Genomic DNA, 14,961 nt, shown 5'->3' on the forward strand with positions numbered 1-14,961 from the left:
CTTTTGACTTTAAGAGTCATATTTTACAAACAATAGTAAACAAAATGATTGACGATTTATGGAAACCTTGTTATGCTAGGAATGTAAGGAATTTGTCGAATAATGACGAAGATAATATTATTTTAAGAATAAGTTCTTTTTGGGAGGAGAATGAAGATGAAATCTACAGGTATTGTACGTAAAGTTGACGAATTAGGACGCGTGGTGATTCCAATCGAACTTCGCCGTACGCTAGGAATCGCTGAAAAAGACGCTTTGGAAATTTATGTTGATGATGAAAAAATTATCCTAAAAAAATATAAACCAAACATGACTTGCCAAGTAACAGGTGAAGTATCAGACGATAACCTTAAACTTGCTAATGGTAAATTAGTTCTTAGCCGTGAAGGTGCAGAGCAAATCATTAACGAAATCCAAAACCAACTTCAATCACAAAAATAAGGTTCATATAAAAAGGTTCTTGCACCGTTTGCAAGAACCTTTCTTTATTGTTCAATATGATAGGCATCGTATATCGTGCGCTTTGGCACACCACGTTCGACAGCTGTACGTTTAATAGCTTCTTTCGACGTTAACCCTTCCTCTATGTAATGGATCACATGTTCTTTTTCAGATAAGGACGTCCACCATGCTTCTTCATTCATCTCTTCTTCCGCTTGATCATTTCCTTGTACCACAAGACAGAACTCACCTCGGATTTGATTCTCCGCAGCCCATGTCAGCACAGACTCTAAATCTCCACGAATAAACTCTTCGAATTTTTTCGTCAGTTCTCTCGTAATTGCGATGTTCCGGTTCCCCCACACTTCCTTCATCAAAGTCAGTGTTTCTTTTAATCGATGGGGCGCTTCATAGAAAATGACCGTTTCTTGGCGTTTCTTCAAGGCTTCAAGCTGCTTTTTCTTTTCTTTTTTTTGACGGTCGAGAAAACCATAAAAGAAAAATGGCTGAGGCGCGATTCCTGATGCAATGAGTGCTGTTAGTGCAGCATTTGCGCCAGGTAACGGAATGACATAGCCTCCGATGCTAGTAAAATCTCGAACCACTTCAGCCCCCGGATCTGAAATCGTCGGTAAACCGGCATCACTCACGAGTGCGATATTTTTCCCTTCTTTTAGCCATTCGATTAACTTGTGGCCGCTGCTGTCTTTGTTATGCTCATGATAACTCGTTAATGGTGTATCAATCTCGTATACATGACAAAGCTTTTTCGTTTGCCTTGTATCTTCTGCGGCAATATAGTCTACATCTTTTAACGTTTGTATCGCGCGGAACGTCATATCTTCTAGATTTCCAATCGGGGTTGGAACGAGATAAAGAATGCCCATATCAGATTGACCATCAAAGCTTTTCTGTGTCTTTTTCATGTGCCGCCTCCTTTTCCATTCGCATTTCTTCTATATAAATGTCTTTCTTTTTCCTCGTCCACGTTTTGAAACGATATTCTTGCTGCATGGCTTCTCTTTTGGTTGCAAAACATTCATGATAAAAAAGCTCAACCGGCCGTCTCGCTCTTGTATACTTTGCTCCCTTTCCACTATTGTGGGTCATTAATCTTTTTTGTAAATCATTTGTATAACCCGCATACAGGCTGCCATCTGCACATTTTAATACATAGAAATAATGATTATGCTTCTCCATACAGTATCGTCCTGATTTCATCTGTATACTCCTGGTCTCCCCCATAAACAAAAAGAGGCGGGAGAATTTTCAGATCTGGTTTTCCATCTTTTATGCCCTCTACCAAGATGGTATTGGCTTCTTTCCCTTGTTTGGGATAAACAAATTGAATTCGTTTTGGCTCAATTCGGTATTTCTTCATTAATTCTACAATCTCAAGCAGCCGTCCTGGTCGATGAACCATCGCCAGTTTCCCCCCTTGCTTTAGCAGCGTGGAAGAAACACGAATGACATCTTCTAATGTACAATGAATTTCATGCCGTGCAATCGCTAAATATTCATTTTCATTGATTTCATCCTTAGAAGGTGTTTTAAAATATGGCGGGTTACATGTAATCACATCAACTTTATGGTTGCCGTAGCGTTCCGGCATATCATTCAAGTCACCACGAATCAATTCGATCTGGTGCTCAAGTTGATTATACTCCACACTTCTTTTGGCCATATCAAACAGCCGTTCTTGAATTTCAACACCCGTAATCGAGGCCTTAGAACGAGTTGAAAGCAGCAATGGCACGATGCCATTTCCGGTACAAAGATCAATGATCTCCCCTTTCTGGATCGGAACATACGCAAATTTAGCTAATAACACTGCATCCAATGAAAAGGCAAACACAGTTTTACTTTGTATAATCTTCATATCTTCGGCGAGCAAGTAATCTAAACGTTCATCTTCTCTTAACGAAACCATGATGTATCCTTTCTTTTCCTGTGAAAAAGGCTCCCGATTCAGCGGAAGCCTTTTCTCATTTTTTATTTAAAAATGACAGACAGAACAAACAGTCTCCCTCTTTACGAATGCTCCCATAATGTACATTACAAATATGGAAGCCCTCCTGATATAACCGGGCCAGGTTATCATGACCTTCTCCTATATCAGAATGACTTGGCTTCTGAGCAGAATCATTCTCTGCCTCAGACGATTTGTCTCGATCGGACTGATCCAGACGTTCACGCAAGTGCTGATTCTCCATCTGCAGCTGGTGATTTTCTTCAATCACTTCACCGATATGATTTTTCAAATCACCTAACTGGCGATAAAGAGAACCAATTTGTTCTTCTAAATTAATCACCGTATCAAATAGTTCCTTTTTATCCAAGGTGGCACACCTCGTTACTCAGTTGTTTGTGCAGATACAACGCCTTCTTGTAATAATTCTTCCCATGTATATTCTATCACTTTTTCTTGCCCGGTTAATTCAACTTGCAAAATTCGTTCTAAAATATTGAGCCCTACTACCTTTGCAGAGCCATTTGACGTCTGAATCGTTTCGCCGATATCCGGTAATTGTTCTTTCGCTGTTTCATACTCATCATTCTCATATTTCAAGCAGCACATCAAACGGCCGCAAAGTCCTGAAATTTTTGTAGGATTTAACGACAGGTTTTGATCCTTTGCCATCTTAATAGACACTGGTTCAAAGTCTCCTAAGAATGTCGAACAGCAAAGCATTCGCCCGCAAGGACCAATTCCGCCAAGCATTTTTGCCTCGTCTCTTACACCAATCTGGCGAAGTTCAATTCTCGTCTTGAAGATTGATGCAAGGTCCTTCACTAGCTCACGGAAATCGACTCTGCCATCCGCTGTGAAGTAGAAGATGACCTTGTTTCGGTCAAATGTAAATTCAACATCAACCAGTTTCATTTCTAGCCCATGTTCACTTACCTTCTGAAGACATGTATCAAAGGCTGTCATCGCTGCTTCTTTGTTTTCTTCAACGATGAGCCGGTCTCTTTCGTCTGCTACACGAATGACTTTACGCAGAGGGAGAACCACATCGTGTTCATCTACTTTTTTGTTAGCGATGACCACTTGTCCGTACTCAACCCCTCTGACCGTTTCTACAATGACACAACTATCATTTTCTATATGAAATCCATTAGGATCGAAATAATAGATTTTGCCCGCTTTTTTAAAGCGAACACCAATTACGTTGTACAAGCTTATCCCTCCTGCAACATCAACACCAATTGCTCCATCAGCCCTTGGGCATTCACGTTGGATTGAAGTCTCTTTTTCGCTTCTAGTACAGCAAGGATCTGGCTGGTCACCATCTGCTGTGTGGAATGCAGCGCATGCTGCTTCATTGTCTGGAATAAGTCTTGATAAATGACTTTATCTTCATTTCCTATTTGAATCGACAATACATCACGATATATAAATAAAAGCATATCCAGACCTGTTTCTTGAAGGTCTTTCTCTTTGAAAAAAGGCATCCATTGATCCTGTATATAAAAAAATGCATGTTCTTTTCGCTGGTGTAAGACTTCATACAATTTTATCACTTTCGCTCTAGACTCTGCAAACTGATCATTTCGACTTAATTCGAGTGCTTCAGCCAAATTATTGGTTAAATTCGACAAAAGCCTTGCGAGATGCTGAGATACGCCTTCTTGTAAAAGCTGCTGCTCCAAGGATTGTGGCTGCAGCGGCTGAAAGCTGAGCATCTGACATCTTGAAATAATCGTATCCAGCATTTTATGCGATTGCTCAGTGATTAAAACCGCCATCGTTTCCCGATTAGGCTCCTCTAGGAACTTCAATAAACTGTTCGCGGCATTGACCGTCATTTTGTCCGCATGAAGAATAATATACATTTTCCGGTGAGATTCTACACCTGCTTTTGTAAATTCCTCTTGCAGTGCTTGCACTTGCGCCTTCTTAATTGATTGGCCATCAGGCTGTACAAGATGTAAATCGGGATGGTTTCCTGATGCAATCCTTTTGCAGTTTTGACAGGATTCACATGGTTTCACTCCTGATTCCAAACAAAAAAAGCTCTTAGCCAAAAGCATCGCTGCATCCAGTTTTCCGGTTCCTTTTTTTCCTTCAAATAAGTAGGCATGCGCAAGTCGGTCTTTATCAATACTATTAAAAATCAGCCGCATGACGCGCGGCTGCAAATCATTCATGTCATCCCAGCTAATTGCCATGTTATCACTCTCTATGTGTAAAGGTTAATCAATAAACCTTTTATTTCTCCAATACGTTCAAGCAAATCAATAGATGGTTTCTCTTGATTCATCATATCCTCTGTTAATTCAATCAGCTTTTCATCCAGCGCTTTGATTAAAGCGAGTGTACGTGTGTTGCCATAAATGTCAAAACTTCTTGATGTTTCTATATTTAAACCATTATCGACTGTCTCTTTCACAAAGCGCTTCACCAGTCCTTTAAACCTAGCCAAATCCTTAAGGTTTCGTGACTTTGCGAGCTTTTTACCGAACACTTCGATATCACTCAGCATGACCGTCAGCTGTTCTAAGCGCAGTTTGCCGCTTTGCGTCTCCATCGAAGCTTTGAAGGAGGCAGATGTCTGGTTTCCTTTCATCGCTTGAAGTTCACGCTTTTCTAAGCGCAGCCGCATATCTTGATTAATTTTCACAGCAACCCATCCTTAAAATTGATGAAATTGTTCAACTGGCAGAATAAAGACAGTAGCTCCGCCAACTTCAACCTCAACAGGGTATGGTACGTATGAATCTGCATTTCCACCCATTGGGGATACAGGCGCGATCATTTGATCACGTTTACGGCAATTTTCTTTTATAAGCTGTAATGCTTTATCCACCCGGACATCATCACAACCAATAATAAAAGTCGTATTCCCAGACTTTAAAAACCCACCAGTTGAAGCTAATTTTGTCACGCCGAAATGATGTTCAGTCAATATTTTCAACAACTTGCTGCTATCTTGGTCCTGTACAACGGCAACAATTAATTTCATTTGATTGGCCTCCTTTATTTTAGGCACAGATGACATGCCGATGTCTTCCTCTATATTATAACAACGATTGGGAATTAGGTCATATTTGATTTTGCTTTAATGTGTCCTGAATCAATTGAAGGACTTCTTCATAGACAGCCTGCATCGGCTGAGACGCATCCACTACACGGAATCGTTCTGGTGATTGTGCAATAAGCAGTTCATAACCTTCTCTGACCAGCTGGTGGAAATTCAGCGTCTCCATGTCTAATCGATTCTTTTCTCTTCCCTGGTTGGCATCAATTCGCTTTAGTCCTTCCTCAGGTGTAATAGAAAAATAAATGGTCAATTGCGGCATCGTGCCATTAATAGCAAAGTCGTTAATTGACTTTACTTCTTCAATCCCAAGCCCTCTCGCATAGCCTTGATAAGCAAGGGAGCTATCGACAAAACGATCACATAAAACCGTCTGCCCGCGCTGTAATGCCGGTTCTACCTTCTCAGCCAAATGCTGCCTTCTTGCGGCTGCATACAGCAAAGCTTCTGTTTTCGCGTCCATTTTTGTGTTTTTTTCATTTAAAATGACTTCACGAATCTGCTCTGCAATGTCAATGCCGCCAGGCTCACGTGTCGCCATCACTGCATATCCTTGGCGTTCCATTTCTTCATACACTTTCTGAATCACTGTCGTTTTTCCGGCACCCTCCGGCCCTTCAAACGTAATAAACATACCGCTCATAGTGTCTCCTCTTCTATATAAACATATAATTTTCTCTGATGAATCACCTGACTGGCTTGAACATGAACCTGATGTCCAAGCAAACGGCTTAAAGCAGCAATTTGATCGCTTTCAATACGCTCTCCCTTAACGATCAAAGGAATACCCGGTGGATATGGAATAACAGATTCTGCACTAACCCGGCCTGCTGCATGTTCAAATGAAACGGCTTCTATATCCTGTCTATGCTCATCGTTCTCAATAGTCAGCGTCTCACGTTGGATATGATCTTTTCCTTTGAGCAATGAATCGCTTTGATTAAGGGCCTGCTCTATCCGTTTAAAAGGAATATCCTTCTTCTGCTCTAAACCAAAGACAAGTAAAACCTGATGTTCGTCTGCAAGCTCTGGGTGAACCTCCACTGATTCAAGCACTCGTTTTAGTTCATAACCAGTCAGCCCTTTTGTTGATCGAATGACACATTTTAATGGATCGTTAGAAAGCCATTCAGACTCGACCACTTCAAGCTGAGGTATTCGGTTGAACTCATTTTTCAGCTCTGCCAGCCCTTTCATGATTCCATCCAAGATCCCGTTTTTCTTGATCTCCTCGACATAAGCTCTTGCCACATCTAATGAGGCCATAATTGGATAGGATGGAGAACTGCTTTGAAGCATCGTGAGGAATGTTTTCAAGCGTTTTGCATCCATTCGCCCCCCCTGAAGATGAAGGTAGGATCCCATCGTCATTGCCGGAAGGGTTTTATGTGCTGATTGTACCACCACGTCAGCTCCATAGGAAAGAGCAGATGGAGGAAAAGCGCCGCCTAATACAAAATGTGCACCATGTGCCTCATCAACCAAAACGATCATACCCGCTTCGTGGCATATGTGAATCAGTTTTGATAAATCAGCTGCATGACCGTAGTAGTTCGGATAAGTCAAAACGATCGCCCGGGCATTAGGATGTTTTGCTATAGCTTTTTTGACTGTTTCATCCGTCACATGTGTTGGAACATGCAGGTGTGGATCTACCTCAGCTTCTACCATAATAGGCGTTGCTCCTGCAAGCTCAATCGCATGGTAAACAGACTTATGACAATTTCGCTGAACGAAAATCTCATCTCCCCCACGACAGGCTGCCATCACCATCGCTAAATTTCCGACAGTTGTCCCATTCACAAGGAAAAAGCTTTGATCTGAACCATATAGCTTTGCCAATAAATGTTCAGCCTCTTGAATCACACCAGTTGGATGATGGAGATCATCTAATCCTTCAAGCTCTGTTACATCCAGCTGAAGAATTGACTCATAATAAGACCGTGCCTCATCAAAAAAGACATCTCCATTGTGATGTCCTGGAACGTGAAAAGAATAAGGTTTCTTTTCCGCATGTTGTGCTAATGCTGTATATAAAGGTGTTTTCAAACAAATCGACCCTTTTCACTTTAACGATATCTTATGTCTATTATAACGTTCATACAAAGGAACCGAAAGATGGATTCTCATTCCTTTATTGGTTGGTGATTCGTCAGCTGCTGTTCTGCCTCATACATGCTGCTTTTCAATTGAGCTCGCTCTTTGCTTCCATGCTCTTTCACCTGTAACGTTTCCTGTAAGGTTTCGGCTAATTGGCGTTGAACCTTTTTCAACGTATCTATAGGTGCAGAAGCTGCCTCTTCAAGAAGCTCACCCTGCTGCTTTGATACCTTTTCATATGTTTTTTGAATTCGATTCTCAAGAGCTGAATTGGCACGCTGCTGAATATGCGTTAATGCAATCGACATTTGGTTGATCCATAGAGGAATAGACGCAGAAACAGTGGATTGAATGTGATTGGCCAATGTATGATTTGTATGCTGGATCATTCGTATTTGGGCATTACATTGCAAAGCAATTTGCCGGCTTAGCAGCAAATCATGTTTCCGTTCCTTCAGCCTCTCCATATAATCTTCTGCATTGACTTCCTGACTCATCAATTGCTCCTCTATAGTCCGATTACCAGTCTGCTCTTTTTCCGATATGATCTGCTTCTCTAAAGCTGTCATCTTCGCTTCAACTGCTGCAACCTGCAGCGTCATCTCTTGGAAAAAAGTTTGATTTTCTTCAAATAAACGCTCTAATAACATATGGTCCGAGATTAATCCGCCTTTTGCGTAACGAAGCCTTGCTGATAATCTCTCGATCTGTGATTTTGCATGTTGAAAACGAGATATGATTTCCTGAGTAGAACGCTTCTCCCGCTGAAACAACTTCAAAAAAAAGCCCTGCTTCTTTGGCAGTAAATCCTCAGGTTCTACTATATGCAGCTGCTGCAAAAAAGCCTCAAGCACGTCTCCTATTTGATCGATATCTTTTTTCTCAACGTATTTCATCATTTGTTGTGATTGCTCCAACAATCGTTCCTGAACACGTGTACCATAGAAAAGCAGCTTTTGCGGATTGTCAGGGATCTGCTCGGCACGCTGTATGGCTTCTTGTTTCTCCTCATCAGATAAGGTATCAAACACCCGAAACTGAAGATCTGTAGTGGAAGCAGGTGATGATGTGATGTGATCTTCTGGTTTCATTGCATTTGACTCCTTTCATTATTTCTTTATCATTTTATCTGCCACTTCAAGCTCAATATGGAGGGCTTCTATGTCTCTTCCTAATACTTGCTGCAAATCATTCGTCAATTGCTTTTGCAGCTCTGTCAGAGTCACTCGAGTTTGGCTCAGTGTCATTTCCAGCTCATGACTGCGATCAGGCTGATTATACAATAGTGCATATTTTTCAGTTAGTTCAACGACAGAATCCAAGCTTTCGAAATAAAAACGCTGTGCATCATAAAATCGGGTCGGCTCTTTTTTTGTAATCGTATAGATTCGTCGTGCAAGTCGAAGAATTTCATAATTATGTTTGATCGTCTGTACGTTCTTCACAGCAAATAAAGCCTTCTTTAAACGTACGAGCTTTTGTCCTGCTTCTTTTAAATGCTGTTTGATATATACATAATCACTACGAGACAGTCCGTGTTTCTTTAAAAACAACTGGAAAGCAACCCATCTGCTCCCTGCAAACATCACGCCCCACCCCATCATCGCATACAGTATCGATAATCCAACATGATGATGGAAAACCCCAATACTGACGGTTAAAATCACAAGCGAAAAAAAAGTAGAGAGGATGGCCCATATAAAAGTATAAAAAATTGATTTCATGTTCATCGACTCCTATGAATAATCAGGCTCTCTGTTTATCTTATTATTAATTACGGATGATGTCCAAACTAAGTTCCAAAAAACAGGCCCAATCCTTCATGGCTCATAAAAAAAGACCATCTAATGGTCTATGAATACAAAGGCGGCGTATGAAGATTTTTAAGCTTTCTAACATAATCGGCATAGCTAGGATCCGAGGTCGATGTAGAAATTAACTTTCGCTCACATTCTCGGCACAAAAACTGATGATATAAATAAATTCCCTTTGTTTTTTTCTCTTCACAAATCAAACAAATCGCTTCTCGCTCTTTTTTGCTCATTGTGACACCTCCACTTATAGCTTCAGTATGCCCTAGCGCTTTCAATTGTATACAAAATTAAGAATGTTTTAGATGGTAGTTTAGTATATGTATCCATGTCAGATCGAGTGTTTGTTCCTTTTCTTAAAAAACAAAAAAGACCAGTTCCGAATGGAACTGATCCTTATAAAAGCTTGGCGGCGTCCTACTCTCACAGGGGGAAACCCCCAACTACCATCGGCGCTGAAGAGCTTAACTTCCGTGTTCGGTATGGGAACGGGTGTGACCTCTTCGCTATCGCCACCAAACCTGATGGAGAGAATGTTCTCTCAAAACTAGATAACAATGTTCATGCTTCACATTAGAATATAGGTTAAGTCCTCGATCTATTAGTATCTGTCAGCTCCACGTGTCACCACGCTTCCACCTCAGACCTATCAACCTGATCATCTTTCAGGGATCTTACTTCCTTGCGGAATGGGAAATCTCATCTTGAGGGGGGCTTCATGCTTAGATGCTTTCAGCACTTATCCCGTCCGCACATAGCTACCCAGCGATGCCCTTGGCAGAACAACTGGTACACCAGCGGTGCGTCCATCCCGGTCCTCTCGTACTAAGGACAGCTCCTCTCAAATTTCCTGCGCCCGCGACGGATAGGGACCGAACTGTCTCACGACGTTCTGAACCCAGCTCGCGTACCGCTTTAATGGGCGAACAGCCCAACCCTTGGGACCGACTACAGCCCCAGGATGCGATGAGCCGACATCGAGGTGCCAAACCTCCCCGTCGATGTGGACTCTTGGGGGAGATAAGCCTGTTATCCCCGGGGTAGCTTTTATCCGTTGAGCGATGGCCCTTCCATGCGGAACCACCGGATCACTAAGCCCGACTTTCGTCCCTGCTCGACTTGTAGGTCTCGCAGTCAAGCTCCCTTGTGCCTTTACACTCTGCGAATGATTTCCAACCATTCTGAGGGAACCTTTGGGCGCCTCCGTTACATTTTAGGAGGCGACCGCCCCAGTCAAACTGCCCACCTGACACTGTCTCCCTGCCCGATAAGGGCAGCGGGTTAGAAGGTCAATACAGCCAGGGTAGTATCCCACCGATGCCTCCACCGAAGCTAGCGCTCCGGTTTCCAAGGCTCCTACCTATCCTGTACAAGCTGTACCAACATTCAATATCAGGCTGCAGTAAAGCTCCACGGGGTCTTTCCGTCCTGTCGCGGGTAACCTGCATCTTCACAGGTACTATAATTTCACCGAGTCTCTCGTTGAGACAGTGCCCAGATCGTTGCGCCTTTCGTGCGGGTCGGAACTTACCCGACAAGGAATTTCGCTACCTTAGGACCGTTATAGTTACGGCCGCCGTTTACTGGGGCTTCAATTCGCACCTTCGCTTACGCTAAGCGCTCCTCTTAACCTTCCAGCACCGGGCAGGCGTCAGCCCCTATACTTCGCCTTACGGCTTCGCAGAGACCTGTGTTTTTGCTAAACAGTCGCCTGGGCCTATTCACTGCGGCTTCTCGGGGCTTTAACACCCTAAGAAGCACCCCTTCTCCCGAAGTTACGGGGTCATTTTGCCGAGTTCCTTAACGAGAGTTCTCTCGATCACCTTAGGATTCTCTCCTCGCCTACCTGTGTCGGTTTGCGGTACGGGCACCTCTCACCTCGCTAGAGGCTTTTCTTGGCAGTGTGGAATCAGGAACTTCGCTACTAAATTTCGCTCGCCATCACAGCTCAGCCTTCACGGGAAACGGATTTGCCTATTTCCCAGCCTAACTGCTTGGACGCGGATATCCAATACCGCGCTTACCCTATCCTCCTGCGTCCCCCCATTGCTCAAATGGTGAGGAGGTGGTACAGGAATATCAACCTGTTGTCCATCGCCTACGCCTTTCGGCCTCGGCTTAGGTCCCGACTAACCCTGAGCGGACGAGCCTTCCTCAGGAAACCTTAGGCATTCGGTGGACGGGATTCTCACCCGTCTTTCGCTACTCATACCGGCATTCTCACTTCTAAGCGCTCCACCAGTCCTTCCGGTCTGGCTTCACAGCCCTTAGAACGCTCTCCTACCACTGTTCGTAAGAACAGTCCGCAGCTTCGGTGATACGTTTAGCCCCGGTACATTTTCGGCGCAGAGTCACTCGACCAGTGAGCTATTACGCACTCTTTAAATGGTGGCTGCTTCTAAGCCAACATCCTGGTTGTCTAAGCAACTCCACATCCTTTTCCACTTAACGTATACTTTGGGACCTTAGCTGGCGGTCTGGGCTGTTTCCCTTTCGACTACGGATCTTATCACTCGCAGTCTGACTCCCAAGGATAAGTCATCGGCATTCGGAGTTTGACTGAATTCGGTAACCCGGTAGGGGCCCCTAGTCCAATCAGTGCTCTACCTCCGAGACTCTTACCTTGAGGCTAGCCCTAAAGCTATTTCGGAGAGAACCAGCTATCTCCAGGTTCGATTGGCATTTCACCCCTACCCACACCTCATCCCCGCACTTTTCAACGTGCGTGGGTTCGGGCCTCCATTCAGTGTTACCTGAACTTCACCCTGGACATGGGTAGATCACCTGGTTTCGGGTCTACGACCACGTACTCATGCGCCCTATTCAGACTCGCTTTCGCTGCGGCTCCGCATCTTCTGCTTAACCTTGCACGGGATCGTAACTCGCCGGTTCATTCTACAAAAGGCACGCCATCACCCGTTAACGGGCTCTGACTACTTGTAGGCACACGGTTTCAGGATCTATTTCACTCCCCTTCCGGGGTGCTTTTCACCTTTCCCTCACGGTACTGGTTCACTATCGGTCACTAGGGAGTATTTAGCCTTGGGAGATGGTCCTCCCGGATTCCGACGGAATTTCACGTGTTCCGCCGTACTCAGGATCCACTCTGGAGAGAACAATATTTCAGTTACAGGGCTGTTACCTTCTTTGGCGGGCCTTTCCAGACCTCTTCGCTTATATCGTTCCTTTGTAACTCCGTATAGAGTGTCCTACAACCCCAAGAGGCAAGCCTCTTGGTTTGGGCTGTTCCCGTTTCGCTCGCCGCTACTCAGGGAATCGCATTTGCTTTCTCTTCCTCCGGGTACTTAGATGTTTCAGTTCCCCGGGTATGCCTTCTCATACTCTATGTATTCAAGTATGGATACTACTCCATTACGAGCAGTGGGTTTCCCCATTCGGAAATCTCCGGATCAAAGCTTGCTTACAGCTCCCCGAAGCATATCGGTGTTCGTCCCGTCCTTCATCGGCTCCTAGTGCCAAGGCATCCACCGTGCGCCCTTTCTAACTTAACCATTTCTTACTTTAGAAAGAATCACTATGTGTGATGAACTTTGCATTGCATTCAATGTGAATGTATTACTTATTGTTATCTAGTTTTCAAAGAACACGTTGGTGGAGCCTAGCGGGATCGAACCGCTGACCTCCTGCGTGCAAGGCAGGCGCTCTCCCAGCTGAGCTAAGGCCCCGATTTAATAGAAGATGGTGGGCCTGAGTGGACTCGAACCACCGACCTCACGCTTATCAGGCGTGCGCTCTAACCAGCTGAGCTACAGGCCCATCTTTCATATCGAAGATATGATGTTGTAGGATCTTTTGCAAGTTCCTTCAAAACTAAACAAGACGAAAACGTACGCTGCTCCATATATCCTTAGAAAGGAGGTGATCCAGCCGCACCTTCCGATACGGCTACCTTGTTACGACTTCACCCCAATCATCTGCCCCACCTTCGGCGGCTGGCTCCATAAAGGTTACCTCACCGACTTCGGGTGTTGCAAACTCTCGTGGTGTGACGGGCGGTGTGTACAAGGCCCGGGAACGTATTCACCGCGGCATGCTGATCCGCGATTACTAGCGATTCCAGCTTCACGCAGTCGAGTTGCAGACTGCGATCCGAACTGAGAACAGATTTATGGGATTGGCTAAACCTTGCGGTCTTGCAGCCCTTTGTTCTGTCCATTGTAGCACGTGTGTAGCCCAGGTCATAAGGGGCATGATGATTTGACGTCATCCCCACCTTCCTCCGGTTTGTCACCGGCAGTCACCTTAGAGTGCCCAACTGAATGCTGGCAACTAAGATCAAGGGTTGCGCTCGTTGCGGGACTTAACCCAACATCTCACGACACGAGCTGACGACAACCATGCACCACCTGTCACTCTGTCCCCGAAGGGAAAGCCCTATCTCTAGGGTTGTCAGAGGATGTCAAGACCTGGTAAGGTTCTTCGCGTTGCTTCGAATTAAACCACATGCTCCACCGCTTGTGCGGGCCCCCGTCAATTCCTTTGAGTTTCAGTCTTGCGACCGTACTCCCCAGGCGGAGTGCTTAATGCGTTAGCTACAGCACTAAGGGGCGGAAACCCCCTAACACTTAGCACTCATCGTTTACGGCGTGGACTACCAGGGTATCTAATCCTGTTCGCTCCCCACGCTTTCGCTCCTCAGCGTCAGTTACAGACCAGAGAGTCGCCTTCGCCACTGGTGTTCCTCCACATCTCTACGCATTTCACCGCTACACGTGGAATTCCACTCTCCTCTTCTGCACTCAAGTTTCCCAGTTTCCAATGACCCTCCCCGGTTGAGCCGGGGGCTTTCACATCAGACTTAAGAAACCGCCTGCGAGCCCTTTACGCCCAATAATTCCGGACAACGCTTGCCACCTACGTATTACCGCGGCTGCTGGCACGTAGTTAGCCGTGGCTTTCTGGTTAGGTACCGTCAAGGTGCGAGCAGTTACTCTCGCACTTGTTCTTCCCTAACAACAGAGCTTTACGATCCGAAAACCTTCATCACTCACGCGGCGTTGCTCCGTCAGACTTTCGTCCATTGCGGAAGATTCCCTACTGCTGCCTCCCGTAGGAGTCTGGGCCGTGTCTCAGTCCCAGTGTGGCCGATCACCCTCTCAGGTCGGCTACGCATCGTCGCCTTGGTGAGCCATTACCCCACCAACTAGCTAATGCGCCGCGGGTCCATCTGTAAGTGACAGCCGAAACCGTCTTTCATCCTTGAACCATGCGGTTCAAGGAACTATCCGGTATTAGCTCCGGTTTCCCGGAGTTATCCCAGTCTTACAGGCAGGTTACCCACGTGTTACTCACCCGTCCGCCGCTAACATCCGGGAGCAAGCTCCCTTCTGTCCGCTCGACTTGCATGTATTAGGCACGCCGCCAGCGTTCGTCCTGAGCCAGGATCAAACTCTCCGAAAAAGTACAAAACCGAAGTTTTGCTTTTCGCCAGTTTGACTGACTACCTATGAAGTATCATAGGATTTTTTTATAAAAACTCGAATTAACAGGTACGTTTTGTCTTGTTTAGTTTTCAAAGAACTTGTTTACCGCTTCAGAAGCAACTA

The 14,961-nt window shown here is 44.9% G+C and carries 14 protein-coding genes, 2 tRNA genes and 3 rRNA genes; 1 reads left to right on the top strand and 18 read right to left on the bottom strand.

Annotated features, from left to right (window positions below; translation table 11 throughout):
- The first annotated feature begins 150 nt into the window (after nucleotides 1-150).
- Entirely contained in the window at nucleotides 151-441 is a 291-nt protein-coding gene (locus tag JVX94_RS14420) for a transition state genes transcriptional regulator AbrB (RefSeq protein ID WP_087975202.1), read from the top strand.
- A gap of 44 nt (nucleotides 442-485) precedes the next feature.
- Here the strand turns inward: JVX94_RS14420 and rsmI are convergent, their stop codons facing one another.
- The 18 genes from rsmI to JVX94_RS14510 form a co-directional block, all read right to left on the bottom strand.
- Nucleotides 486-1,367: a 16S rRNA (cytidine(1402)-2'-O)-methyltransferase gene (gene rsmI, locus JVX94_RS14425; RefSeq protein WP_197197484.1), complete on the bottom strand. Its 882-nt coding sequence runs from the start codon at nucleotides 1,365-1,367 to the stop codon at nucleotides 486-488.
- Nucleotides 1,342-1,641, bottom strand: a complete 300-nt coding sequence (locus JVX94_RS14430) for a GIY-YIG nuclease family protein (protein WP_041105706.1) — start codon at nucleotides 1,639-1,641, stop codon at nucleotides 1,342-1,344. Before JVX94_RS14430 ends, rsmI begins: the two co-directional genes overlap by 26 nt.
- Nucleotides 1,628-2,371 (bottom strand): tRNA1(Val) (adenine(37)-N6)-methyltransferase, encoded by a 744-nt coding sequence (locus tag JVX94_RS14435; RefSeq protein ID WP_205183557.1) that lies wholly within the window; start codon nucleotides 2,369-2,371, stop codon nucleotides 1,628-1,630. Before JVX94_RS14435 ends, JVX94_RS14430 begins: the two co-directional genes overlap by 14 nt.
- A gap of 55 nt (nucleotides 2,372-2,426) precedes the next feature.
- On the bottom strand, nucleotides 2,427-2,780 hold the full coding sequence (gene yabA / locus JVX94_RS14440) for a DNA replication initiation control protein YabA (protein WP_024425629.1): 354 nt from the start codon (nucleotides 2,778-2,780) through the stop codon (nucleotides 2,427-2,429).
- A gap of 14 nt (nucleotides 2,781-2,794) precedes the next feature.
- Nucleotides 2,795-3,622, bottom strand: a complete 828-nt coding sequence (gene ricT, locus JVX94_RS14445; RefSeq protein ID WP_024425628.1) for a competence/sporulation regulator complex protein RicT — start codon at nucleotides 3,620-3,622, stop codon at nucleotides 2,795-2,797.
- A gap of 2 nt (nucleotides 3,623-3,624) precedes the next feature.
- Entirely contained in the window at nucleotides 3,625-4,614 is a 990-nt protein-coding gene (gene holB / locus JVX94_RS14450; protein WP_024425627.1) for a DNA polymerase III subunit delta', read from the bottom strand.
- A gap of 11 nt (nucleotides 4,615-4,625) precedes the next feature.
- Entirely contained in the window at nucleotides 4,626-5,066 is a 441-nt protein-coding gene (locus JVX94_RS14455; RefSeq protein WP_205183560.1) for a YaaR family protein, read from the bottom strand.
- Between the two features lie 12 nt (nucleotides 5,067-5,078).
- Nucleotides 5,079-5,408, bottom strand: a complete 330-nt coding sequence (locus JVX94_RS14460) for a cyclic di-AMP receptor DarA (protein ID WP_024425625.1) — start codon at nucleotides 5,406-5,408, stop codon at nucleotides 5,079-5,081.
- A gap of 79 nt (nucleotides 5,409-5,487) precedes the next feature.
- Nucleotides 5,488-6,126, bottom strand: a complete 639-nt coding sequence (gene tmk / locus JVX94_RS14465; protein WP_095407529.1) for a dTMP kinase — start codon at nucleotides 6,124-6,126, stop codon at nucleotides 5,488-5,490.
- A complete protein-coding gene (locus JVX94_RS14470; RefSeq protein WP_205183563.1) occupies nucleotides 6,123-7,532 on the bottom strand; it encodes an aminotransferase class I/II-fold pyridoxal phosphate-dependent enzyme in 1,410 nt (469 codons plus the stop codon). Before JVX94_RS14470 ends, tmk begins: the two co-directional genes overlap by 4 nt.
- Nucleotides 7,533-7,609: 77 nt before the next feature.
- Nucleotides 7,610-8,674: a toxic anion resistance protein gene (locus JVX94_RS14475; RefSeq protein ID WP_205183566.1), complete on the bottom strand. Its 1,065-nt coding sequence runs from the start codon at nucleotides 8,672-8,674 to the stop codon at nucleotides 7,610-7,612.
- A gap of 18 nt (nucleotides 8,675-8,692) precedes the next feature.
- Nucleotides 8,693-9,307: a 5-bromo-4-chloroindolyl phosphate hydrolysis family protein gene (locus tag JVX94_RS14480; protein ID WP_024425621.1), complete on the bottom strand. Its 615-nt coding sequence runs from the start codon at nucleotides 9,305-9,307 to the stop codon at nucleotides 8,693-8,695.
- A gap of 128 nt (nucleotides 9,308-9,435) precedes the next feature.
- Entirely contained in the window at nucleotides 9,436-9,627 is a 192-nt protein-coding gene (locus JVX94_RS14485) for a sigma factor G inhibitor Gin (protein ID WP_024425620.1), read from the bottom strand.
- Nucleotides 9,628-9,798: 171 nt separating this feature from the next.
- Nucleotides 9,799-9,914 (bottom strand): 5S ribosomal RNA (rrf, locus tag JVX94_RS14490).
- 61 nt (nucleotides 9,915-9,975) lie between these two features.
- Nucleotides 9,976-12,906: ribosomal RNA gene (locus JVX94_RS14495) — 23S ribosomal RNA — on the bottom strand.
- Between the two features lie 98 nt (nucleotides 12,907-13,004).
- A tRNA-Ala gene (locus JVX94_RS14500) sits at nucleotides 13,005-13,080 on the bottom strand.
- Between the two features lie 14 nt (nucleotides 13,081-13,094).
- Nucleotides 13,095-13,171 (bottom strand) — tRNA-Ile (locus tag JVX94_RS14505).
- Between the two features lie 95 nt (nucleotides 13,172-13,266).
- Nucleotides 13,267-14,815 (bottom strand): 16S ribosomal RNA (locus JVX94_RS14510).
- The 16S, 23S and 5S rRNA genes sit together here with 2 tRNA genes alongside, the layout of an rRNA operon.
- Nucleotides 14,816-14,961: the final 146 nt, after the last annotated feature.

Source organism: Bacillus sp. PDNC022 (assembly GCF_016919285.1).
GTDB classification, from domain to species: Bacteria; Bacillota; Bacilli; order Bacillales; family Bacillaceae; genus Bacillus; species Bacillus safensis.

Bases quoted from the DNA above. Each gene is read 5' to 3' on its own strand.
- JVX94_RS14460 (WP_024425625.1), bottom strand. From the start codon at position 5,408: ATGAAATTAATTGTTGCCGTTGTACAGGACCAAGATAGCAGCAAGTTG.
- JVX94_RS14480 (WP_024425621.1), bottom strand. From the start codon at position 9,307: ATGAAATCAATTTTTTATACTTTTATATGGGCCATCCTCTCTACTTTT.
- JVX94_RS14435 (WP_205183557.1), bottom strand. From the start codon at position 2,371: ATGGTTTCGTTAAGAGAAGATGAACGTTTAGATTACTTGCTCGCCGAA.
- JVX94_RS14430 (WP_041105706.1), bottom strand. From the start codon at position 1,641: ATGGAGAAGCATAATCATTATTTCTATGTATTAAAATGTGCAGATGGC.
- JVX94_RS14475 (WP_205183566.1), bottom strand. From the start codon at position 8,674: ATGAAACCAGAAGATCACATCACATCATCACCTGCTTCCACTACAGAT.
- JVX94_RS14420 (WP_087975202.1), top strand. From the start codon at position 151: ATGAAGATGAAATCTACAGGTATTGTACGTAAAGTTGACGAATTAGGA.
- JVX94_RS14485 (WP_024425620.1), bottom strand. From the start codon at position 9,627: ATGAGCAAAAAAGAGCGAGAAGCGATTTGTTTGATTTGTGAAGAGAAA.
- holB (WP_024425627.1), bottom strand. From the start codon at position 4,614: ATGGCAATTAGCTGGGATGACATGAATGATTTGCAGCCGCGCGTCATG.
- tmk (WP_095407529.1), bottom strand. From the start codon at position 6,126: ATGAGCGGTATGTTTATTACGTTTGAAGGGCCGGAGGGTGCCGGAAAA.
- rsmI (WP_197197484.1), bottom strand. From the start codon at position 1,367: ATGAAAAAGACACAGAAAAGCTTTGATGGTCAATCTGATATGGGCATT.